Here is a 21173-nt window from a genome sequence, read left to right as displayed (position 1 = left end):
CGCATCACCTCTTCGCGGGCCGGACGCCTTCCCGGGCATAGGCCTCGACCAGCGCCGGAAAGGCGTCGAAGGCGGGCATGGTGCCGAAGCTGTGCTTCGCGGGCGTGGAGGCCCACGGCAGCTTCTCGTCGGCCCAGGTCTCGATGAAGGGCTCGACCCATTCATGCCGGTCGAGCATGCTGGGGCGCAGGTTGACGAAGTCGTCGAGCCCTTCGGCGCGCGTGAACATCCAGCTCTTGCAGTGCGGGCAGAAGTAGTGGTGCGAGTCGGCGCCGTGCAGGCCGCCGATGACGGGCTCGCCCGACACCACCTCGAAGCCCGGCGTGGGAATGGCCAGCGAGAGCGAGAAGGCGCTCGCGCTCATGGTCTGGCAGCCGGTGCAGTGGCAGGCCATCGACAGCAGCGGCGGCGCGCTGATGCGCAGGCGCACCTGGCCGCACCGGCAGCCGCCGGTCCAGGGAAGTTGCCAGTCGCCGGCGGCTTGATCGGAGGATGGGTTCGAGGTGCTCATGGGGTGCTGCGGTCCTTCTGCTGTTGCTTCGGTGCGGTCTCGGCGGTCTTCTTCGGCTGCGGGGAGCGCGACGGCCTGAACGGCCCCGTGACCTTCTCGAGCCATGGGTCGCATACGGCACGCAGCTCGGGGTCCACGTCGAACTGCGGATCGCGCGCATCGAAGAGAACCGACTTCTTCGCCTGCGCGCGCACCAGCGCGAAGGCGTTCTTCTCGGAGCGGCTGTTGTCGAACATCAGCGTCATGTTCGCGATCTGCGCCGCGTGGCCGACGGCCGCCTGCGTGCGGGGAAAGCGCTCGACGAGCTTCTTGCGGTCCACGTCGTGGCCGCCCTGCTGCTTTCGCGTGCTCACGCGGAAGACGGACATGTCCACAGAGACGAGGCCGACGAAGAGCAGCACGACGAAGTAGCCGGCCTCCTGCATCGCGCGGATGTCGTCGGCCTTCGACTCGTGGCCGCCGCCGGGCAGCGGCTTCCAGTGCGAGAAGACGGCCTCGAAGGCGAAGGGCATGCGCTGGTCCATCACCAGGCTCTTGAAGGCGCGCACGCCCTTCTGCGAGAGGATCTGCCAGCGCTCGTCGTCGTCGCGCAGGCGCTGGGCCCAGCCGGGGATGTGTCCGGTGGCGGGATCGGCGTCGGGCAGGATGGACATCATCATTCGGTCGGCATTGACCAGCGGCAGCCGCAGCGACGGCGCGAGGCGCGAATACCAGAGCGTCGATTTGCCGGAGCCGTTGTGGCCGGCCAGCACGAAGGCCACCGGGCGCGGCCCCTGCGTCTGCTCCAGCAGCTTTTCGAGCTTCGGCGGCCGGCTGCTCACGCCTTGCTCGCGCGGAACCTGCCGTCGACCATGCGGCCGATGACCTTGGTGCCGTCGGCCGCTTCGCGCACGACCTTGGTCGGGTCCTGGGGATAGGCGGAGTAGGCGTAGACCTTGGCCGCGTTGGGCCCGCGGAAGACCACCGAACGGTCGATGCCGGGCTTGTTGAGCGCACGTGCCGCCTTCTTCAGCAGCACGGTGGTGTTGTCCTCGGGACGCACCGCCGGACGCGGCGCCTTGCCGACCTTGACCAGGGCCATGCCGCGCCCCAGCACGGCAACCGACCGCCCCTGGACCATTTGCCCCGTGGCGGCTTCGCGTGCAGCGGTTTTTTCTCTTGCCATGAGCGCATGATCGCTCAAAACGGATGACGGCCGCCCTGCAACGCCGCAAAGCCCGCGCGGGAAAGCCGCGTCCGGAAACGGCGAGCCCCGCGCGCCCGGAAGCGGGACACTGCGTCCATGACAACCCCCGCCTCCCTGGTCGAAGCGCTCGACTGGCCCCGCATCGAAGCCGACATCGCCACCCGCGGCTGCGCCACCACCGGTGCCGCGATCTTCACCCCGAAGGAATGCGCCGCGCTCGCGACGATGTACGAGCAGCCCCGGCACTTCCGCAGCCGCGTCGTCATGCAGCGCCACGGCTTCGGCCAGGGCGAGTACCAGTATTTCGCCAACCCGCTGCCTCCCAAGCTCGCGGCATGGCGCAGCGCGCTGTACGAGCGCCTCGCGCCGCTGGCCAATGCCTGGGCCGCGGCGATGGACCAGCCGGCCGACTACCCGTCGGACCACGCCGCCTACCTGGCGCGCTGCCACGCGGCCGGGCAGGAGCGCCCCACCCCGCTGCTGCTGCGCTACGACGAGGGCGACTACAACTGCCTGCACCAGGACCTGTACGGCGACCTGCAGTTCCCGCTGCAGCTCACGGTGCTGCTGAGCGAGCCGGGCCGCGACTTCACCGGCGGCGAGTTCGTGCTGACCGAGCAGCGCCCGCGCATGCAGTCGCGCGCCGAGGTGGTTTCGCTCGCGCAGGGCGAGGCGGTGATCTTCGCGGTCAACCAGCGGCCGGTGGCCGGCACGCGCGGCAGCTACCGCGTGACGATGCGACACGGCGTGAGCCGCGTGCGCTCGGGGCGGCGGCACACGCTCGGAATCATCTTCCACGACGCGCGCTGACGGGCCGCCTCCTTTTACGCAGCTTCCCCGGACTGGTCTAGACAGGTCCGGGCCACGGCGGCGCTGTGCAGTACCGCACGGAACGCCGAACTCAGGCGAAAATCACGCCCGCTTCCGAGCAGCCACAGGACCCCGACGCCAATGATCGGGGCCGTGGGCCTGCCGGAAGCCGGCCCGCGGCTTCGGCTCAGCGGGCGCGTCGAGTGGTTGCCAGGGAGCTGTATGAACAAGAACTCGTCCGGGAATCCGGAAGCGGCTGGAAAGCCGTCGGTCAAATCTGTCACAGGAGCGTCGCCGCCCGCGGCTGCGCTCGTCGCACCGCCCGGGCGCTCGCGCCGATTCCGGGTGGACGTGGGCACCATCGTCAGCGCGGTTGCGCTGGCCCAGTCGCTGCTGCTGGTGTCGCTGGGCTATTGGGGCTCGCAGCGGCTGGTGTCGCGCGTCGGCGTGTCGGCGCACAAGGCCAACCACGACCGCACCGAGGACAAGGTGCGGGCCTTCCTGCACAAGGCGGAATCGGTCATCAACGCGGTGGGCACCGCGCCCAGCCTGCGTCCTGCGGGCGAGCAATCGGAGAAGACGGCGGAGCTGCTCTGGACGCTGCTGCAGCAGTCGCCCGAGCTGGACAGCATCTACGTGAGCAACGAGAGGGGCCAGATGCTGATGGCCCTGCGCTATCCGGTGCCGGCCATGCGCCACATCGAGCTCGACGAAGGCTTCACCACCGAGACCTGGCAGTACAAGCTGCCGCTGGACGCCGAGGCCAACGTGCAGCAGCGCTACGCCACCCAGCGCCTGGGAGCCTTCCGCAGCGACTACAACCCGACCAGGCGCAGCTGGTACCTGCAGGCCTCGAAGGCAGGCGGGCCGGTCTGGACGCAGCCCTACGTGTTCGCCGCCGCGCAGGAACTGGGCGTGACGTACGCGCTGCCCAGCCAGCGCAACTACCCGGGCGGCGCGCAGAAGCTGGTGGTGGCGGGCGACGTTTCGCTCGGCCGGCTTTCGGAATTCGTGCGCCAGTTCAACAACGACGGCTACGGCGACAGCGCGCTGCTGAGCGCCGACTTCCGCGTGCTCGCACGCAGCGACCTGCCCGGCGTGCTGCACAAGCTGGAGTCGCCCAGCGGCGTGCTCGGCGCATTGCACGCCCACATGCAGGCCGCCGGCACGGCGGGCAGCGGCAACGACACGGAGTTCTCCTTCGCCTACGAAGGCCGCCGCTATCTGGTTCAGACCTCGCGCATCCCGAGCACCGGCTGGCAGCTGGTGAGCTGGGTGCCGGAGGACGTTCTCCTGGGCGACCTGCGCCGCGCGGTGCTCCTGGGACTGGGGCTTGCGGTGGCTTTCCTGGTGATCGCGCTGTTCATGTCGCTGAAGCTGTCGAAGCTGGTGACCGCGCCGGTGGAGAACCTCTCGCACATCGCGCGCCGCATCGGCCTGCTGGAACTCGACAACCTTCCGCGCGAGCCCAGCCGCGTGCTCGAGATACAGCACCTCGACCAGGCACTGGACGACTCGGCCCGCAGCCTGAAGGCCTTCAGCAAGTTCGTGCCGGTGGACGTGATCAACCAGCTGATCGACGAAGGCCACGCGCTCGGCCCTTCCGGCTCGCCGCGCCGCGTGACGGTGATGTTCACCGACGTGGAGGGCTTCACCTCCATCTCGGAGTCGCTGGACACCGACGTGCTGGTGGGCATGCTGACCGAATACTTCAACCTGGCGACCGGCGTGTTCGCGCGGCACGGCGGCGTGGTCGACAAGTTCATCGGCGACGGCATCATGGTGCTGTGGGGCGCGCCCTCCGACCTGAAGGACGCGGAGTACAAGGCCTGCCTGGCCGCGCTGGAGCTGCACGTGGAAATGGACGAGCTCAACCGCAAGTGGGTCGAGCAGGGCCTGCCCGAGTTCCGCACGCGCGTGGGTATCCACACGGGCACGGTGATCGCGGGGGTGCTGGGCTCGAACGACCGGCTGTCCTACACCGCCTTCGGCGATGCGATCAACGTGGCGAGCCGCATCGAGGGCATCAACAAGCAGCTGGGCACGCAAGCGCTGATTTCGGAAACCACCTTCGCCGGGCTCGACGGCCGGCTGCATGCGCGGCGCATCGAGGAACAGGTGGAACTGCGCGGCCGGCAGACGCGCATGGTGCTCTACGAGCTGGTGATGTCGTGATCGGCGGCTAGCGCGGCGCCTGGGTGACGCGCACCAGCACGAGGTCGGCGCTGGTGCCGCCGCCCTGCGTGAGCACGGAGTACTGCGTGTCGTTGATGAACAGGAGCTGGTCGCCGCGCGAGATGCGCGCCGACACGGCATAGCGCATGCGCGGATCGATGCGCGCGGCGTCGACCTTCAGCTCGTAGGCGAAGGGCACCTGCTTGCCGTTGGCCTTGATGCGCTGTTCGGCGAGCACCACCGACGGCGCGTCCATGCGCGACACGTCGAGAAGCTGCACCTGGATCTCGGCCGCCGGGTCGAGCGCGATGCGCTCGCGGTAAGTGACGGTGCCGCTCACGCGCAGCTGCGCCGCGCTGCCGCCCGCCGACGGCGAGGAAGGCACGGCGCAGGCACTCAGCAACGAGGCGCCCGCGATGGCGGAGAACATGAGGAGGCTGGTTCGTCTTTTCATGCGTCCCATTATGCGGAGGCGGCCTCCGCGCGCCGCGCGGCAAAAGCCACGAACCAGTCAAGGCTTCCCGGGTTGGCCATGGCCTCGCGGTTGACCACCTTCTCGATGGGCTGGCCCAGCAGCAGCTTCTTGATCGGCAGTTCCTGCTTCTTGCCCGACAGCGTGCGCGGTATCTCGGCCACCTGGAAGATGTCGTTGGGCACGAAGCGCGGAGAAAGCGATGTCTTGATGGCGTTGTTGATCTTCGCGCGCATGGCATCGTCGAGCGCCACGCCGGGGCGAAGCACCACGAACAGCGGCATGTAGCTCTCGCGGCCCAGGTATTCGAGGTCGACCACCATGGAGTCGAGCACCTCGGGCAGGCCCTCGACCGCGCTGTAGATCTCGCTGGTGCCCATGCGCAGGCCCTGGCGGTTGATGGTGGCGTCGCTGCGGCCGTAGATGATGCAGCCGCCGTCCTCGCCGATCCTGATCCAGTCGCCATGGCGCCAGACGCCGGGGTAGGTGTCGAAGTAGCTCGAGAGGTAGCGCGCATTGCCCTCGTCACCCCAGAAGTACAGCGGCATCGACGGAATGGCCTTGGTGCACACCAGCTCGCCCACTTCGCCGATGACGGGCTGGCCCTGTTCGTTCCAGGCCTCGACCGCGTGGCCGAGCTCGCGGCACTGCATCTGCCCGGGCACTTCGGGCAGGTCGCGGTTGCCGCCGACGAAGGCGCCGCAGAAGTCGGTGCCGCCGGAGATGTTGCACCACCACACCTCCTTCGAGCCCGCGTCGAGGATCTGCTTCGAGCCCCAGCGCTGCACTTCCTCGGGCAGCGGCGAGCCGGTGCTGCCCAGCGCGCGCACGCGCGAGAGGTCGCCGCACTCCTTCGCGACGAGGCCGGCCTTCATGCAGTTGGTGAAGTAGGCCGCGCCCGCGCCGAAGAAGGTGACCTCGTGGCGCGCCACGAAGCGCCACAGCACGCCCCAGTCGGGCTTTTCCTTGCTGCCGGCCGGATTGCCGTCGTAGATGCAGATGGTGGCGCCGAAGGCCATGCCCGAGAGCTGCGAGTTCCACATCACCCAGCCCGTGGAGCTGTACCAGTGGTAGCGCTCGCCGAAGTTGTTGGTGCCGTAGCTCGCGCCCACGTCGTTGTGCAGGCCGCAGGCATGCATGGTGAGGATGATGCCGCCCTGCCCGTGCACGATGGGCTTGGGCAGGCCGGTGGTGCCGCTCGAATAGACGATCCAGATCGGATGGTCGAAGGGCAGCCACTCGGGCTCGAAGGCGGCGACCTCGTCGTCGTCGCGGCCGATGGCCTGCGTCCAGTCGGTGTCGTGCGGCACCGCGCCGGCGGCATGCGGCGACTTCACGAGCAGCAGCTTGCGCACGCTCGGCAGCTGCGCGCGCAGCTCCTGCAGCACGGCGCTGCGGTCGAGCGGCTTGCCACCGTAGTGCACGCCGTCGACGGCGATCAGCACCTTGGGCTCGATCTGGCTGAAGCGGTCGGCCACGGCGGCCGTGCCCATGTCGGGCGCGCACACGCTCCAGATCGCGCCGATGCTGGAGCATGCGAGAAAGGCCACCATGGTCTCGGGCACGTTGGGCATGTAGGCCGCGACGCGGTCGCCGCGCTTCACGCCGAGCGACTTGAGCGTGAGCGCCACCGACGCGACCTGCCGGCGCATCTTGGGCCACGACATCTCGCGCACCTGGCCCAGTTCGTTGTCGCTCACGATGGCGGGCATGCCTGCAGCGTGCGCGGCGTCGACATGGCGCAGCACCTCGCGCGCGTAGTTGACCTGGGCGCCGGGGAACCAGCGCGCGCCAGGCATGCGCGATTCGGCGAGCACCGCGGTATGCGGCGTGGGCGACTGGATGCGGGCGTAGTCCCAGATGCTCTGCCAGAAGGCGTCGAGCTCGGTGACGGACCAGCGCCACAGGGCGTCGTAGCTGTCGAAGGAAAGGCCGCACGTCTCGCGCAGCCATTCTCGGTAGAGGCGGATCTGGGGGATGTTGGGAGCAGGCATCGCACGAGGTTAGCGCTGCGAACGAGCGTGCTCAATGAGGGTTGACCTCAGGGTTTGTACGCGTGTTCAATGTTTTTGTACAAGTGTTCAATACGCCCCGATGAGTACCCGCACACCCACCGCAAGGCACCGCGCCTCGCGCGCTCCGGCGCAGGCCCTGGCAGAAGTCGCCATCGAGACTGCGCGCCCCGACCGCAAGCAGGCGATCCTGCTGGCGGCGGAGAAGCTTTTTTCGCAGCACGGCTACCACGTCGTGACGATCCGCCAGATCGCCGAGGAGGCCGGCGTTCCGCTGGCGCTGGTGGGCTACTACTACGGCCAGAAGCACGAGCTCTTCCACGCGATCTTCGAGCACTGGTCGCACTCGATCGATGCGCGTCTCGCGGGCCTGGCCGCCGTGAACATCGACCCCGACGATCCGCGCACGCTGCAGCGCATCATCGAAGCCTTCACCGCGCCCGTGCTGGCGCTGCGCGCGAGCTCCGAGGGCGAGTACTACGCGTTGCTGGTGGCGCGCGAGCTCTATCACGCCACCGAGGAAGCCGACCGCGTGCTGCGCGCCTACTTCGATCCGCTGGCCGGGGCCTACATCGACGCGCTGCACGTCGCGCTGCCTCATGCCACGCGCAGCCAGGCGGCCTGGGGCTACCAGTTCGCGCTGGGCGCGCTGCTGCACCACCTGAACGACAGCCGCATCGAACGGCTCACGCGCGGCGAGAACAAGCGCGCCGACCCCGCCGTGGCGCCGATGCTCGTGAACTTCATCGTCGGCGGCTTGCGCGCGGCGCTGCCGCGCCCGAAGACCGCCCGCCCCACGCAGAAGAAAACCACCCCCAGGAGACAGAAGACATGATGAAACGACGCACCCTGCTGTCGGCGCTCGCCGCGGCATCGGCTGCCGCCGCGCTGCCTTCGCGCGCACAGTCCGCCACGAAGATCGTGTTCGGCTACACGGCCGTGACCGACTTCGCATCGGTGTTCGTGGCCGCCGAGGAGGGCTACTTCAAGAAGCACGGCCTCGAGGTCGAGCTCAAGTTCATTCCGCTGAACTCGACGATCCCGGCCGCGCTGCAGTCCGACTCGCTGCAGATCGGCGGCCCCACGCCCTCGGTGTTCCTGCAGGCGGTGGACGGAGGACTCGACCTGGTGCTGGTGGCCGGCGGCGGCCTCACTTCGAAGACCATCACCGGCTTCGGCCTGGTGGCGCGTGCGGGCTCTGGCATCAAGAGCGCGCAGGACTGCGTGGGCAAGAAGATCGGCGTGCCGGGCCTGGGCGCCTTCCTGCACGTGACCTTCCGCGCCTGGCTGAAGGACAGCGGTGTGGACTACCGCAAGGTCAACTTCGTCGAGGCCGCGTTCCCGCAGCATGCCGACCTGCTGCGCGGGGGGTCGGTCGACGCGGTGGTGTCGGCCGACCCGTTCATGAGCCGCATCACCGAGAGCGGCGCGGGCTACGTGGCCTCGTACTACTCGACCTTCCTGCCCGAGAACAACCAGACCATCGTGCACGCGGCCAAGCGCGAGTGGGTGGCGAAGAACCCGGCGGCGGCGCGCGCATTCCGCGAGGCATTGGTCGAGGCCGCATCGTTCATGCAGCAGCCGAAGAACGACGCGAAGGTGCGCGCATCGATCGGCAAGTACATCAAGCTTCCGCCCGACGTGCTGGCCAAGGTGCAGGTCTCGCCGCCCGGCCCCGTGGTGACGGAGAAGCAGCTCGCCTACTGGACCGGGCTGATGAAGGAGCAGGAAATGCTCAAGACGAACATCGACGTGGCGAAGCTGGTGGCCAAGTGATCGCCGCACCTTCTCCCGTCACCACGCGCGCCGCACTGCCGGCGGGCGCCTTCCACCCGCCAGCCGGCTCCGCCATGCAAGCCACTCCCTTCCTGCGCTTCGACGGCGTGACCATCCGCCTCGGCGGGCGCGAGATCCTCTCGCCCACTTCGTTCGACGTGGCGCGCGGCGAGTTCGTCTGCATCGTCGGCCCCAGCGGCTGCGGCAAGACCACGCTGCTGCGCGCGGCCAGCGGGCTGGTCACGGCCAGCGCGGGCGAGGTGCGGCGCAACGGCGTGAAGATGACCGAGCCTTCACGCGAGGTGGCTTTCGTGTTCCAGGACTACGGCCGCGCCCTGCTGCCCTGGCGCACGGTGGAAGGCAACGTGAGCCTGGCGCTCGAAGCGGCCGGCGTTCCCGCAGCCGAGCGCGCACCGCGTATCGCCGACGTGCTCGGCAAGGTCGGGCTCGCGAAGCACGCGCACAAGTTTCCGGTGCAGCTCTCCGGCGGCATGCAGCAGCGCGCGCAGATCGCCCGTTGCCTCGCGCAGAAGCCCGAGCTGATGATGATGGACGAGCCCTTCGGCGCGCTGGACGCGCTCACGCGACAGAGCCTGCAGGACGAGCTCGCGCGGCTGGTGCGCGAGGACGGGCTCACGGTGCTCTTCGTCACGCACGACCTGGAAGAGGCCATCTACCTCGGCGACCGCGTGATCGCGCTGCAGGCCAATCCGGGGCCCGGGCGGCCCAGCCTTGCGCGGATGATCGACGTGAAGATCCCGCGCCCGCGCGACCAGCTCTCGACCAAGGAGCATCCGGAATACCTGCATCTGCGGCGCGAGCTGTTCGCCTTCATCGAGCAGGGCCATGACTGAGAACCGCCTCTTCCGCTGGCTGCGGCCATGGGTGTTTCCCGTCGTGCTGATCGGCGCCTTCGAGTGGTACGCACGGCGCGCGGCCGCGCTGGGCAGCGATGCGCTCGCGCCGCCGAGCGCCGCCGCCAAGGCCTTCGTGGGTGCCGCGCTCGACGGCTCGCTCTGGCAGGCCACCGGCTTCACGCTCGGCACTGCGGCGCTAGGCCTGCTGCTGGGTGCGGTGCTCGGCATCGCATTGGGCGTGGTGCTCGGGCTCTCGCGCCGCGCGGCGCAGCTCGGGTCGGTCTCCATCGAGGTGCTGCGGCCCGTGCCTTCCGTGGCGCTGATTCCGCTCGCGATGCTGGGCTTCGGCTTCGGCGTGCGCATGGAGCTGGCCATCGTCGCCTTCGCGACCTTCTGGCCGCTGCTGGTGCTGGTGCAGGCGGCGGTGCAGCAGGTCGAGCCCCGGTTGCTCGAAGTGAGCCGCGTGCTGGGGCTTTCGGCGCGCGAGCGTGCCTTCAAGATCGTGCTGCCGGCCATCGTGCCGCGCCTGTTCGTCGCGTTGCGGCTAGGCGTTGCCGTGGCGCTGGTGGTGGCCGTGACGGTGGAGATCGCGGCCAATCCCAACGGCATGGGCTACGCGATGATGATCGCGCAGCAGAGCTTCGATCCGGCGCTGATGCTGGCCTGGCTGGGCTGGATCGGCGTGGTGGGCTTCGCGGTCAACGCGGGCATGCTGGTGCTGCAGCGCGCGGTGTCGCGGCGCATGGGGGTCCAGGCATGAACGGAAACGACAACCGCGTCGGCGTTTACCGGCTCGGGTCGCTGGGCGTGCTGCTGGCGCTCGTCGCGCTGTGGTGGGTGGCGAGCAACGCGGGCTGGGTCAGCCGCGTGTTCCTGCCGACGCCGCAGGCCACTTTCGCCAGCCTGCTCGAGGGGCTGAATCTTGCGGGCGGCGACGGCAACGGCGAGCTGCTGGCATTCACGCGCGCCACCGTGGGCCGCATGGTCGAAGGCTGGCTGCTCGCCTCGCTCTTCGGCGTGCTGCTGGGCGCGGCCATCGGCGTGTCGCCCCAGGTGCGCGCATGGGTGCAGCCCACGCTCGAATTCATCCGCCCCCTGCCCGCCTCGGCACTGCTGCCGCTGGCCATCTCCATCTTCGGGCTGAGCCCCGGCATGGTGCTCTTCGTGGTCGCGTTCGGCGCGATGTGGCCGGTGCTGCTGGCAACGGTGCACGGCTTCGCTGCCGTGGAGCCGCGCCTGTCGGAAGTGGCGCGCTGCCTGCAGATGTCGCGCGCCGCATACATCTGGAAGATGGGACTACCCAACGCGATGCCCGACATCCTGGCCGGCATGCGGCTCGCGCTGACCATCGCGCTCATCGTCGCGGTGGTGGGCGAGATGATCGCCTCGCAAAGCGGCCTGGGCCAGGCCATCCTGCTGGCCGCGCGCGCCTTCCGCGCGAGCGACCTGTTCGCCGGCATCGTGCTGCTGGGGCTCATCGGCTTCGTGAGCAATGCATTGCTGGCCTTCGCCGAACAACGCCTGCTGCGCTGGCAGCGCCCCTGATTCCTTCGTCTTCCTGCCCTCCTCCAACACGTACACCCCACAAGGAGCCTCTTCATGCCACGCAAATTCGTCGACCTATCGATCTTTCTCGAGAACGATGTGCTCTCCGACCCGCCGGCCTTCGCGCCGAAGATCCAGTACTTCACGCACGAGCAGACCTACGAGCAGATCGAACCCTTCTTCCCCGGCCTGAAGAAGGAAGACCTGCCCGACGGCGAAGGCTGGGCGGTGGAGCTGGTGCAGCTGTCGACGCACAACGGCACGCACCTCGACGCGCCCTATCACTTCCACTCGACCATGGACAAGGCGCTGGGTGAGAAGAAGCCCGCGATCGCCATCCACGACGTGCCGCTCGAATGGTGCTTCCAGCCCGGCGTGAAACTCGACTTCCGCCACTTCACGGACGGGTACGTGGTCACCGCCGACGATGTCGAGGCCGAACTCAAGCGCATCGGCCACACGCTGAGCCCGCTGGAGATCGTGGTGGTCAACACGCGCGCCGGCTCGCGCTACGGCCATCCCGACTACGTGTCCGCCGGTGCCGGCATGGGCTACGAGGCGACGATGTACCTGCTGGAGCGCGGCGTGCGCCTCACCGGCACCGACGCGTGGAGCTGGGACGCGCCCTTCGTGCACACCGCCAAGAAGTACGGCGAGACGCACGACGCCTCGCTGATCTGGGAAGGCCACAAGGCCGGCCGCGACATCGGCTACTGCCATATCGAGAAGCTGCACAACCTGGAGGCGCTGCCGCCCACGGGCTTCTACATCAGCTGCTTCCCGCACAAGATCCGCGGCGCGTCGGCCGGCTGGACCCGCGCGGTCGCGATCTTCGACGACGCGCTGATGGCTTCGGCCTGAGGTTCCGTTCACCATGAGCATCGCACTCAACCATACGCACGACGTTCACGCGCGCAGCTGGGTCGAATCGGCCAACGCGCAGGGCAGCGACTTCCCGATCCAGAACCTGCCGCACGCGGTGTTCCGCCGCGCCGGCAGCAACGAGGCATTTCGCGGCGGCGTCGCCATCGGCGACCAGGTGCTGGACCTGGCGGCGCTCGCGAGGCTGCAGCAGCTCGACGGTCTCGCCCTCGACGCGGCGAAGACTGCCGCGCAGCCCGCGCTGAACGACTTCTTCGCACTCGGCCCCGCCGCATGGAAGGCACTGCGCCACGCACTCTTCGCCCTGCTGAAGAACGACGCGCCCGTCGCCGCGGTGCAGGCCGTGCGCGACTGCCTCGTGCCGCAGGCCGAAGCCGAGTACACCGTGCCCGCGCGCATCGGCGACTACACCGACTTCTACACCTCGATCGACCACGCGCTGAACATCAGCCGCCTGATGAATCCCGACGGCGACGTGACGCCCAACTTCCGCTGGATCCCGATCGCGTACCACGGGCGCGTGTCGACCATCGGCGTGAGCGGCCAGCGCTTCCACCGCCCGATGGGGCAGGCGATGGCGCCGGGCGCGAAGGCGCCGACCTGCCAGGCCTGCGCGCGGCTCGACTACGAGCTGGAGCTCGGCGTGTGGATCGGCACGGGCAACGCGCAAGGCGAGCCCATTCCGCTCGAGCGCGCGGAAGAGCACATCTTCGGCATCTGCCTGCTCAACGACTGGTCGGCGCGCGACATCCAGTTCTGGGAAATGGCGCCGCTCGGCCCCTTCCTCGCGAAGAACTTCGCCACCACGATCTCGCCATGGATCGTGACCATGGAAGCGCTCGCGCCCTACCGGCAGGCATGGACCCGTCCGGCCAACGAGCCGCAGCCGCTCGCGTACCTGGAAAACCCGGCGAACCGCGATGGCGGCGCGATCGACATCCGGCTGGAGGTGTGGCTGGAGAGCGAGAAGGCCCGCAGCGAAAAGACCGGAGCGTCGCGGCTTTCGTCGACCAGCTTCCGGCATCAGTACTGGACCGTGGCGCAGATGGTGACGCACCACACGATGGGCGGCTGCAGCCTTAACCCGGGCGACCTGTTCGGCAGCGGCACGATCTCGGGCCCCGGCGAAGGCGAAGCCGGCGCGATCATCGAGTTGACACGCGCCGCGCAAAGCCCGGTGACGCTGGCCAACGGCGAGCAGCGCGGCTTCCTGGAAGACGGCGACGCGGTGCTGCTGCGCGGCTGGTGCGAGAAGCCGGGGCATGCGCGCATCGGGTTCGGGGAGAGCCGGGGGACTGTGTTGCCGGCGAGGGGTTGACGCCGGCATAAACACTCTTTACAGTCCGGCTCCCTTCGCGGTCTCGCCGCAAGGATCGCCGACAACACAAGAAGCAAACCGCACTCATCCGAAAGCCACTCCGTGAGCACCACACTGGTCATCGCCAAGAACGTCAGCAACGCGAACCCGACAACGGGTCACGCGTTCGTGTACGTCGCGGGCCATGCAATCGGCCAGCAGCAAACGGGCAACCAGGCCTCACCGGGTGGAGTCGGCGCATAGCGCGCACCGCTTCAGAACTCTTTCTTTTCAAAGAGGCCCGGACACCGAATGGTTCCGGGCCTCTTTTCTTTTTGCGTCACCATCAACCACAGGGAGAAAACAACCATGCGCAAACTTGTCACCGTCCGCACCGTCGACTTCGTCCGTCCCATCCCCGGGGCTGACGCCATCGAATGCGCCGTCGTCGAAGGCTGGAGCGTCGTCATCAAGAAGGGGGAGTTCGCCGTTGGCGATCGCTGCGTCTTCTTCGAGATCGACGCGTTCCTGCCGCTCGACGACCCGCGCTTCGCCTTTCTCGAAAAAGCCGCGATCACCTGGAACGAACAGCGCGGTGTTCGGCTTCGCACGATGAAGCTGCGCGGCCAGATTTCACAGGGACTGATCCTGCCGCTGTCGCAGTTCCCGGAGATCGACGCGCTCGCGCTGGCCGATCCTGATCTACGCCACCGCGATTGGGCGGAGCTGCTGGGCATCGGCAAATGGGAGCCTGTGATCCCGGCCTGCCTGTCTGGCGAAGTGGAAGGCCCGTTCCCGTCCTTCATCTCCAAGACCGACCAGGAGCGCATCCAGAACCTGCCGGAAGTGCTTGCAGCAAATGACGGGCTTGCGTTCGAGGTCACGGTCAAGCTCGACGGATCGAGCATGACCGTGTTCCACAACGCAGGTGCAGTCGGCGTGTGCGGGCGCAACTGGCAGCTGCGCGAAACCCCGGGAAACAGCCTGTGGCGCGTGGCGCGGGAAGACCGCCTGCTGGAAGTGCTCGCGACGCTGGGCCGCAACCTGGCTCTGCAGGGCGAGATCATCGGAGAGGGCATCCAGGGCAATCCGGAGAAGCTGCGCGGGCAGCAGTTCCACGTCTTCGATGTATTCGACATCGACCGTGGCGCTTACTGCGGCATGGACGAGCGCAACGCAGTGATCGATGCACTGCGCGTGCTGGGAGCGACGGTGCGCAGCGTGCCGCTGCTCGAAGTGGCCGCACTCGACCGCTTCGATGGATCGATGGCCGGGGTGCTGGCGTACGCCGAAGGGCCGTCGCTGAACCCGGGCACTTCGCGCGAAGGGGTGGTGTTCAAGCGTCTGGACGGCGGGCTGTCGTTCAAGGCGATCTCGAACACCTACCTGTTGAAGCATGCAGACCGCTGAACAGGCGCCCAAATGAAAAAGGCCACCGATGAGGTGGCCTTTTTCTGCAATGTGGAGCGGGAAAAGAGTCTCGAACTCTCGACCTCAACCTTGGCAAGGTTGCGCTCTACCAACTGAGCTATTCCCGCGTGAGCCTCAGATTATAGGGTGATTTGGGGCCGATTTTTCCGAATCGCCGAAAAAAGTTCTTTTTCTCCCCTTCAGACGTCGAAGACCATCGACCGGTGCATCGACACGCCAGCAGACAGTCCGTCCGCCGAGGCCAGCGTGGCGTTGGAGAACATCATCGCGAGATCGCCCGCGGCGTAGGCGCCGGGCACGGTAGTCATCTTCATCGCGTCGACGCGCAGTACCTTGCCGAGCGGGCCGTCGTCGAAGGCGCAGCCCAGCTGCTCAGCCAGCGGGCTCGCCGGGCGCGTGCGCGGTGCGACGTAGAGCGCCTCGATGGGCAACAGCCGGCCGTCGTCGATACGCACGCCGGTCAGGCTGCGCCCCTCTCCTTCCAGACCCGCGATGCGACCCGACTCGATCGTCACGCCTCGCGCCTGCAACTTCGCACATGCCTCGGCATCTGGCGCCTCGCCGCCGTTCAGGAAGAGAGTGGTCGGGCCCCATTCGGCGATCAGCAGCGCGTGGTCCGGCGGTTGCACTCCGTGGTGATAGAGCACGCCCAGCTGGCGCTCGCTGAACTCGTAGCCGTGGCAGTACGGACAGTGCAGCACGCTCTCGCCCCAGCGCTCGCCAAGGCCGGGAACCTCCGGCAGGCCATCCTGCACGCCGAACGCCAGCAACAGCTTGCCGGCCGCGCGGCGTTCGCCATTGCTCAATGAAACAGTGAACCCCGCTGCGCCATCGGTGCTCGCTTGCACCACGCTGGCCTTGACGAACTCGACGGTGGGATACGCGAGCAGCTTGTCGCGCGCGTCGGCAATCATCTTCAGCGGCGGCACGCCGTCCTGCCCGAAGAAGCCGTGCGACGCGGCGGCAAAGCGGTTGCGCGGCGCGCCCGCGTCGACGACGCAGACCTTGCGTCGCGCCCGGGCAAGCTGCATGGCGGCGGAAAGGCCGGCGAAGCTGCCGCCCACGATGAGAGCGTCATGACGCATGTTCGATGTCCTTCAATGTGAAGCCGCCGCCAGTCATGCGGCGATGAAAGTCCCTGGAGAGATCCGCCAGCGTGATGCTGTTGAAGCGCCTGAGCAGCAGCGCCTCGGCCTCGTCGCACACGCCGTCGAGTGCCGCGTTCACGGCCTGCTCGACGATGCAGCCCGGGCTCTCGGTACGGTTGCCCATGGCCAGCAGCGCAGGCGCGCCGACGGCGTTGTGGATGTCGCCCAGCGTCACCGCCGTCAAGGTGCAAGACAGCACCCAGCCACCGCCATGCCCCTTGGCGGAACTCACGAACCCCGACTGCCGCAGGCCGGCCATGAGCCGGCGCACCACCACCGGATTGGTCTGCATCGCGATCGCGAGCGACTCGGAGGTGACGGGCGTCTTCATCTCGGCCATGTGCAGCAGCACGTGCAGGACGGCTGAAAGCTTGCTGTCTCGTTTCATGCAACATTATGAGTTGCATAACAATGAAGAACAATGAAGGCGTAGTCAAACAGGCACTGAACCCTTGAGAAAAGGTGGGTCTTTGGAGAACGACAGGTGTCTCAAGCAACAGCGGAAAGCCCTCTTGTATGAGCTGACAGACAGATGTAGATTTCCTCTCGCTTGGGCTAAAGGGTGCACTCGTCAAGAGCGGGGCCACGGTGACGGGGCCCGGGGAAATCGAAAGATTTCTGGCATCTGCCGGGACACGGAGTCTTGCGACGACCTTTATTTCTAGTGACGACGTAGTCGCGATGACTGCTTGTCTTGGCAGCTTCGGCTTCAGGCGAGTTTGAAGCCGAAACTAGTGGTCCAGAGGTAAAACTGCTGGCGCTCTCCCACTTTCTCCAACTCGGACGAGAGGCCTCGCACGTCGCGAGGCCGGGTTGAAGAAGGAGTCATGACATGACTAAGAAGAAGCGTAGGCGCCCAAGTCGCCAGCGGGCATCGACAAAGCCGATGTTTAGCCAGATTGCACGGAGCGTAGTGTGGATCGCGAGGTTCATCGCCGTCCTTCTGGAAATCTGGGACAAGCTGAGGGATGTCCTCTGGTCCGCATATTCAGTGAATGGAGACATCGGTAACGCCCGCTGCGTCGAAGTCAACCATGCATGAGTTCTGATCCGCGCGCGCCTTTTGACGTGAGGACCACTTGCCCGCTTCAAGAAGCTATCCGATCAACGAGAGCCCGCTCTACAAGATTCGAAGCCGACGAAGGCTGGCCGCCGTTCTTTTTTCCAACCTGCCAAAACTAGAGGCATTGGCAAATCAAACGGACAACTATCGGCGTTTCGATGTGGTGTACGCCGGGAAAAAGAGATCAGTGGAACTTCCAAAGCCCGCATTGGCGCGGCTGCATAGGCGCATCTTCCAGATACTCAACTGCATCGAGAAGCCCGACTATTTGCACTCGGGGTGCAAGCAGCGCTCTTACATTACGAACGCTCGAGTTCATGTTGGTTTGGTTCCCCTCGTCAAACTCGACATCAAGAAGTTCTATGCCTCGGTGTCATCCGCTCATGTGTATCGGTTCTTTAATAGTGGTCTTCAATGCAGCCCCGACGTATCGGGCCTGTTAGCAAGACTCTGCACTGCGAACGGCCACCTCCCCATAGGAAGCAGCGCCAGTCAATTGTTGGCCTTCTTCTCGGCGAAGCCTATGTTTGACGAGTTACACAGGCATTCGGTCAGACACGAAGTCAGGGACAGTTATTACGTCGACGATCTGACGTGGTCAGGCGTGAACGCAACTCCTCGCTTCCTCTGGGCGGCAAAGCAAATAGTTCACCGCCATGGGTTCAGATACCACAGTGATCGTGTCTACACGGCGAGTCAGCCCAAGATTGTGACGGGAGTGCTGATCGCCGGTGACCGCATTGCCGTTCAGCCAAGGCGCGAGCTTGAGCTATGGAACACGATCAATACTCTGTGCATGCAGGACCCGGCGAAAAGGCTGGAAACAATCAATAGCCTCATCGGCAAGGCGGTAGCGAATGCACAGATTGATGAGCGCTTCCTTGCACGAGTCCGACAACTTCGGGCCTACAAGATAAAGATGCAGCTTTAGGAGCGAGCAAAAGGCTGAGCCGCCTGTTATCGTCGGCCGCCGCCAAACGCACGCCACCTGATGACAGCGCTGCCACTTTCGTCAAGCCTGCTCGACGCCGCCCTGCGCGGAGTGCTGCTGGCCCTGTTGCTCGTGCTCACGCTGATCCTCGGCCGCGACCGCCCTCGCCTGCCGTCGGCGCGCGCGGGCGTGTTGCTCGCGCTGGGGCTGTGCATCCAGGTCATCGGCTCCACGCCGATGTTCGAAGCCTCGGTGCCGCGCACATGGCAGGCCCCCTTCGTTGCGGTCTCCGTCGGCAACGCGGTGCTGTTCTGGGTGTTCGTCCGGGCGCTGTTCGATGACGATTTCGCCCTGCGGCCGGTGCACGCCGCCTCATGGCTCGCCGTGGCGGCGCTGGCGGCACTCAACTGCGCGATCGTCACAGGGAGTGCCTCGGTGCTCGCGCCGGTGACGATCATCATCCAGCGCGCAGTGCCGCTGGTGTTCGCGGTGCTGGCCGCGATGGCGGCGGCTTCACAATGGCGCGCGGACCTGGTGGAAGGCCGGCGCCGGCTGCGCCTGTTCATCGTGGCGACGGGCATCGGCTACAGCCTCGGCATGCTGGCCGTGCGGCTGGCCTCGCCTCGCGGTCAGCTTTCGGGCCCGTCCGCCACGGCCGACGTGGCGATGCTGCTGCTGATCGTGGCGGTGGTGGTGTGGCGGATGGTGCGGCTGGCGGGGTCGGAGCTCTTTCCGGCGGCGCAGGCGCCGGCCGCGATCCCGCTGTTGATACCAGACCTGCCGCCCGCCGTTGCGGAGGCATCGCCACCAGCGCCGCTGGCACCACAACCTCCCATCGAAGCACCCGCCGATCCTCCTCCCCCTGAACCGGGACCCGAGCCAGCTCCCGACCCCGCCGAAGACCGCCTCGCCGAATCCCTGCAGCACGCCATGGTGGTCGAGCACGCCTACCGCAGCGAAGACCTGAGCATCGCCACCCTCGCCGCCCGCCTGTCGGTGCCCGAGTACCGGCTTCGCCGCCTCATCAACCAGCGGCTGGGCCATCGCAATTTCAATGCCTTCGTCAACGGCTTCCGGCTCGCTGAAGCGACGGCTGCTCTGGCCGATTCCTCGAAACGCGAGCTGCCGGTGCTGACCATCGCACTGACCGCGGGCTTCCAGTCCATCGGCCCGTTCAACCGCGCATTCAAGGCCGCCACCGGCCTCACGCCCACCGAATTCCGCAAGAAGAAGCTGGCCGATTCCTGAAATCTCTGGCCGAAAGCCGCGCTTGCAGGTTTCGGCGAGACGCGAGCCGCGTCGCCCGGCATCGTGCAATCACCGTGGGCGTGGGCCCTCGATGACGACAAGGAGTTGGTTCGATGAGAAGACATCTGTATTTCCTGTACCTGCTGCTGGCACTGTGGTCCGGCGGGGTTCACGCCTCGATGGGACTCGCGGAAATTCCCGCCGCGCCCGGCGACGGCCCGGTAACGGTGTTCTACCCGTCCGCCGATACGGCCCAGCCCACCCGGCGCGGGCGCTTCAACTTCGACCTCGCCGTGCAGGGGGCGCCGGTGCGCGGCAACGGCCGGCTGGTCGTCGTCTCGCACGGCTCGGGCGGCGCGCCGTGGGTGCATGCGGACATCGCGCGCAGCCTCGTCGATGCCGGCTTCATCGTCGCCATGCCCGAACACAAGGCCGACAACTACAAGGACGACAGCAATCCCGGCCCCGACAGCTGGTCGATGCGTCCGGCCGAGGTGTCGCGCGCCATCGACGCGGTAGGGCGCGACCCGCGATTCGCGCCGCTGCTGCATCTCGACAAGGTCGGCATGTACGGCATGTCGGCGGGCGGCCACACGGCATTGAGCCTCGCGGGCGGGCAGTGGTCGCCGGCCGGGTTCATGCAGCACTGCGAGGCGAACCTGGTGGACGACTTCCAGTCCTGCGTCGGGCTCATCACGCGGCTGACCGGTGGGCCTTTGGACAGCATCAGGAAATGGGCCGCGCTGTTCGTCATCCATCATCGCTTCGACGACGCCGCGCCGCGCGAACACACAGACCTGCGCATCGCCGCCATCGTGGCGGGCGTGCCCTCGTCGGCCGATTTCGACATGGCCTCGCTGGCCAATCCGCGCGTGCCGCTCGGCCTGATCACCGCGCAGCATGACCGATGGCTCATTCCGCGCTTCCACAGCGACCGCGTGCTGGCGGCCTGCCTGCCGCGCTGCGAGCTGATCGCGGACATGCCCACCGGTGGCCACGGTGCACTGCTCTCGCCCCCGCCTCCGGGCCTCACGGGGCTGGTCGGCGACATGCTTGACGACCCCCCCGGCTTCGACCGCGCGGGCGTGCTGCCGGAAGTGAATCGCAAGACAACAGCTTTCTTCAGCGCGCATCTGCTGCCTTGAGCAGGGCGGGGCTAACGTCCGAGCCCCCGATTCCGCCGACAGCCGATTCCCACACGTTCGGGCGACTGTGGCGCACATGGCGACAGATCCCGGCCCGGCCATGGTTGCCCCCGAACCGATCGAACTCCGGTCGGTTCATTGAAACGTGACCATGCAACGAAAGGAACAGTCACCCATGAAGCAGCAAAAGCAACACAACCGCATCGTCCTCGGCGCCCTGCTCGCAGGCCTGCTGGCCATCGGCGGCGCAGCCCAGGCGCAAGGCGTCGGGGTCGGCGTCGGGGTCAATGCCGACGTGAATGCGTCGGGCTCCGGCACGGGCACACGCGGCAACGCGGGCGCGGCGACCGGTGCCAATGCGGGTGCCAGCGCGAACACGAATGCCGGCGGCGCTGCAGGCGGCGCGGGCAATGCAGTCGGCGGCCTGGTGAACGGTGCGACCGGCGCCGTCGGCGGTGCCACCAATGCGGTCGGTGGAGCCACGAACGCCGTGGGCGGCGTGACCAACACCGTGGGCGGCACGCTCGAAGGCGCAACCGGTGCTGTCGGCTCGGCCGGCGGCGCGGTGAAGGCACCTGCCGTCGGCGCGAAGGCTCATGGCAAGGCCCAGGGTTCGGGCGCGGTCGACATCAAGAAGTAACGACGACTTCGGCCCGATGAGAAAGGCCCGCGGTGCCGGTGCGC

Annotated in this window: 22 protein-coding genes and 1 tRNA gene; 15 read left to right on the top strand and 8 right to left on the bottom strand. The window is 67.3% G+C overall.

All coding sequences use genetic code 11. The features are described 5' to 3' along the window. Positions 1-4: 4 nt before the first annotated feature. The 3 genes from EJP69_RS22395 to EJP69_RS22385 are packed head-to-tail and all read right to left on the bottom strand — an operon-like array spanning position 5 to position 1676. Positions 5-511, bottom strand: a complete 507-nt coding sequence (locus EJP69_RS22395) for a GFA family protein (RefSeq protein ID WP_126472553.1) — start codon at positions 509-511, stop codon at positions 5-7. Then, positions 508-1332: a zeta toxin family protein gene (locus EJP69_RS22390; protein ID WP_126472552.1), complete on the bottom strand. Its 825-nt coding sequence runs from the start codon at positions 1330-1332 to the stop codon at positions 508-510. Before EJP69_RS22390 ends, EJP69_RS22395 begins: the two co-directional genes overlap by 4 nt. After that, positions 1329-1676: a hypothetical protein gene (locus EJP69_RS22385; RefSeq protein WP_240652265.1), complete on the bottom strand. Its 348-nt coding sequence runs from the start codon at positions 1674-1676 to the stop codon at positions 1329-1331. Before EJP69_RS22385 ends, EJP69_RS22390 begins: the two co-directional genes overlap by 4 nt. A 117-nt stretch (positions 1677-1793) precedes the next feature. On the opposite strand from EJP69_RS22385, the gene EJP69_RS22380 reads away from it, so the two are divergent. Next, positions 1794-2507: a 2OG-Fe(II) oxygenase gene (locus EJP69_RS22380; protein WP_126472551.1), complete on the top strand. Its 714-nt coding sequence runs from the start codon at positions 1794-1796 to the stop codon at positions 2505-2507. 222 nt (positions 2508-2729) lie between these two features. Continuing rightward, positions 2730-4682 carry an adenylate/guanylate cyclase domain-containing protein gene (locus EJP69_RS22375; protein WP_126472550.1) on the top strand — a complete coding sequence of 651 codons (1953 nt, stop codon included), beginning with the start codon at positions 2730-2732 and terminating at the stop codon, positions 4680-4682. Between the two features lie 7 nt (positions 4683-4689). Here the strand turns inward: EJP69_RS22375 and EJP69_RS22370 are convergent, their stop codons facing one another. Together EJP69_RS22370 and EJP69_RS22365 are read right to left on the bottom strand one after the other, a co-directional pair. Then, on the bottom strand, positions 4690-5136 hold the full coding sequence (locus EJP69_RS22370; protein WP_240652264.1) for a YbaY family lipoprotein: 447 nt from the start codon (positions 5134-5136) through the stop codon (positions 4690-4692). Between the two features lie 8 nt (positions 5137-5144). After that, on the bottom strand, positions 5145-7148 hold the full coding sequence (locus tag EJP69_RS22365; protein WP_126472549.1) for an acetoacetate--CoA ligase: 2004 nt from the start codon (positions 7146-7148) through the stop codon (positions 5145-5147). 100 nt (positions 7149-7248) lie between these two features. On the opposite strand from EJP69_RS22365, the gene EJP69_RS22360 reads away from it, so the two are divergent. The 9 genes from EJP69_RS22360 (at position 7249) to EJP69_RS22325 (ending at position 14933) form a co-directional block, all read left to right on the top strand. Next, positions 7249-8001, top strand: a complete 753-nt coding sequence (locus tag EJP69_RS22360) for a TetR/AcrR family transcriptional regulator (protein ID WP_126472548.1) — start codon at positions 7249-7251, stop codon at positions 7999-8001. Beyond that, positions 7998-8942 carry an ABC transporter substrate-binding protein gene (locus EJP69_RS22355; RefSeq protein WP_126472547.1) on the top strand — a complete coding sequence of 315 codons (945 nt, stop codon included), beginning with the start codon at positions 7998-8000 and terminating at the stop codon, positions 8940-8942. Before EJP69_RS22360 ends, EJP69_RS22355 begins: the two co-directional genes overlap by 4 nt. Beyond that, positions 8939-9796 carry an ABC transporter ATP-binding protein gene (locus tag EJP69_RS22350; RefSeq protein ID WP_093300467.1) on the top strand — a complete coding sequence of 286 codons (858 nt, stop codon included), beginning with the start codon at positions 8939-8941 and terminating at the stop codon, positions 9794-9796. Before EJP69_RS22355 ends, EJP69_RS22350 begins: the two co-directional genes overlap by 4 nt. After that, complete coding sequence (locus EJP69_RS22345) at positions 9789-10559, top strand: ABC transporter permease (RefSeq protein ID WP_093300466.1); 771 nt, start codon at positions 9789-9791, stop codon at positions 10557-10559. Before EJP69_RS22350 ends, EJP69_RS22345 begins: the two co-directional genes overlap by 8 nt. Then, positions 10556-11344 carry an ABC transporter permease gene (locus EJP69_RS22340; protein ID WP_126472546.1) on the top strand — a complete coding sequence of 263 codons (789 nt, stop codon included), beginning with the start codon at positions 10556-10558 and terminating at the stop codon, positions 11342-11344. Before EJP69_RS22345 ends, EJP69_RS22340 begins: the two co-directional genes overlap by 4 nt. A 54-nt stretch (positions 11345-11398) precedes the next feature. Beyond that, complete coding sequence (locus EJP69_RS22335) at positions 11399-12205, top strand: cyclase family protein (protein ID WP_126472545.1); 807 nt, start codon at positions 11399-11401, stop codon at positions 12203-12205. A gap of 13 nt (positions 12206-12218) precedes the next feature. Beyond that, a complete protein-coding gene (fahA, locus tag EJP69_RS22330) occupies positions 12219-13544 on the top strand; it encodes a fumarylacetoacetase (protein ID WP_126472544.1) in 1326 nt (441 codons plus the stop codon). A 102-nt stretch (positions 13545-13646) separates the two neighbouring features. After that, the gene (locus EJP69_RS29550) at positions 13647-13787 is read left to right on the top strand and encodes a hypothetical protein (RefSeq protein ID WP_170217211.1); all 141 of its coding nucleotides are present in this window, start codon (positions 13647-13649) and stop codon (positions 13785-13787) included. Positions 13788-13835: 48 nt separating this feature from the next. Next, positions 13836-14933: an RNA ligase (ATP) gene (locus tag EJP69_RS22325; RefSeq protein ID WP_126472543.1), complete on the top strand. Its 1098-nt coding sequence runs from the start codon at positions 13836-13838 to the stop codon at positions 14931-14933. A gap of 52 nt (positions 14934-14985) precedes the next feature. On the opposite strand, the gene EJP69_RS22320 is transcribed toward EJP69_RS22325, so the two are convergent. From EJP69_RS22320 to EJP69_RS22310, 3 genes are all read right to left on the bottom strand, one after another. After that, positions 14986-15061: transfer RNA gene (locus tag EJP69_RS22320), tRNA-Gly, on the bottom strand. Between the two features lie 72 nt (positions 15062-15133). Continuing rightward, positions 15134-16039 (bottom strand): NAD(P)/FAD-dependent oxidoreductase, encoded by a 906-nt coding sequence (locus EJP69_RS22315; protein ID WP_126472542.1) that lies wholly within the window; start codon positions 16037-16039, stop codon positions 15134-15136. Further along, a complete protein-coding gene (locus EJP69_RS22310; RefSeq protein WP_126472541.1) occupies positions 16029-16490 on the bottom strand; it encodes an RrF2 family transcriptional regulator in 462 nt (153 codons plus the stop codon). The genes EJP69_RS22315 and EJP69_RS22310 overlap by 11 nt, the downstream gene beginning before the upstream one ends. Before the next feature lie 691 nt (positions 16491-17181). On the opposite strand from EJP69_RS22310, the gene EJP69_RS22300 reads away from it, so the two are divergent. From EJP69_RS22300 to EJP69_RS22285, 4 genes are all read left to right on the top strand, one after another. After that, positions 17182-18096, top strand: a complete 915-nt coding sequence (locus EJP69_RS22300) for a reverse transcriptase family protein (protein WP_126472539.1) — start codon at positions 17182-17184, stop codon at positions 18094-18096. 60 nt (positions 18097-18156) lie between these two features. Next, the gene (locus EJP69_RS22295; protein ID WP_126472538.1) at positions 18157-19344 is read left to right on the top strand and encodes an AraC family transcriptional regulator; all 1188 of its coding nucleotides are present in this window, start codon (positions 18157-18159) and stop codon (positions 19342-19344) included. Positions 19345-19457: 113 nt separating this feature from the next. Further along, complete coding sequence (locus tag EJP69_RS22290) at positions 19458-20489, top strand: alpha/beta hydrolase family protein (RefSeq protein ID WP_126472537.1); 1032 nt, start codon at positions 19458-19460, stop codon at positions 20487-20489. A gap of 175 nt (positions 20490-20664) precedes the next feature. Further along, on the top strand, positions 20665-21129 hold the full coding sequence (locus EJP69_RS22285) for an adhesin (protein ID WP_093300458.1): 465 nt from the start codon (positions 20665-20667) through the stop codon (positions 21127-21129). Positions 21130-21173: the final 44 nt, after the last annotated feature.

Source organism: Variovorax gossypii (assembly GCF_003965815.1).
Taxonomy (GTDB): domain Bacteria; phylum Pseudomonadota; class Gammaproteobacteria; order Burkholderiales; family Burkholderiaceae_C; genus Variovorax; species Variovorax gossypii.
This window is presented reverse-complemented; position numbering and strand designations above follow the sequence as displayed.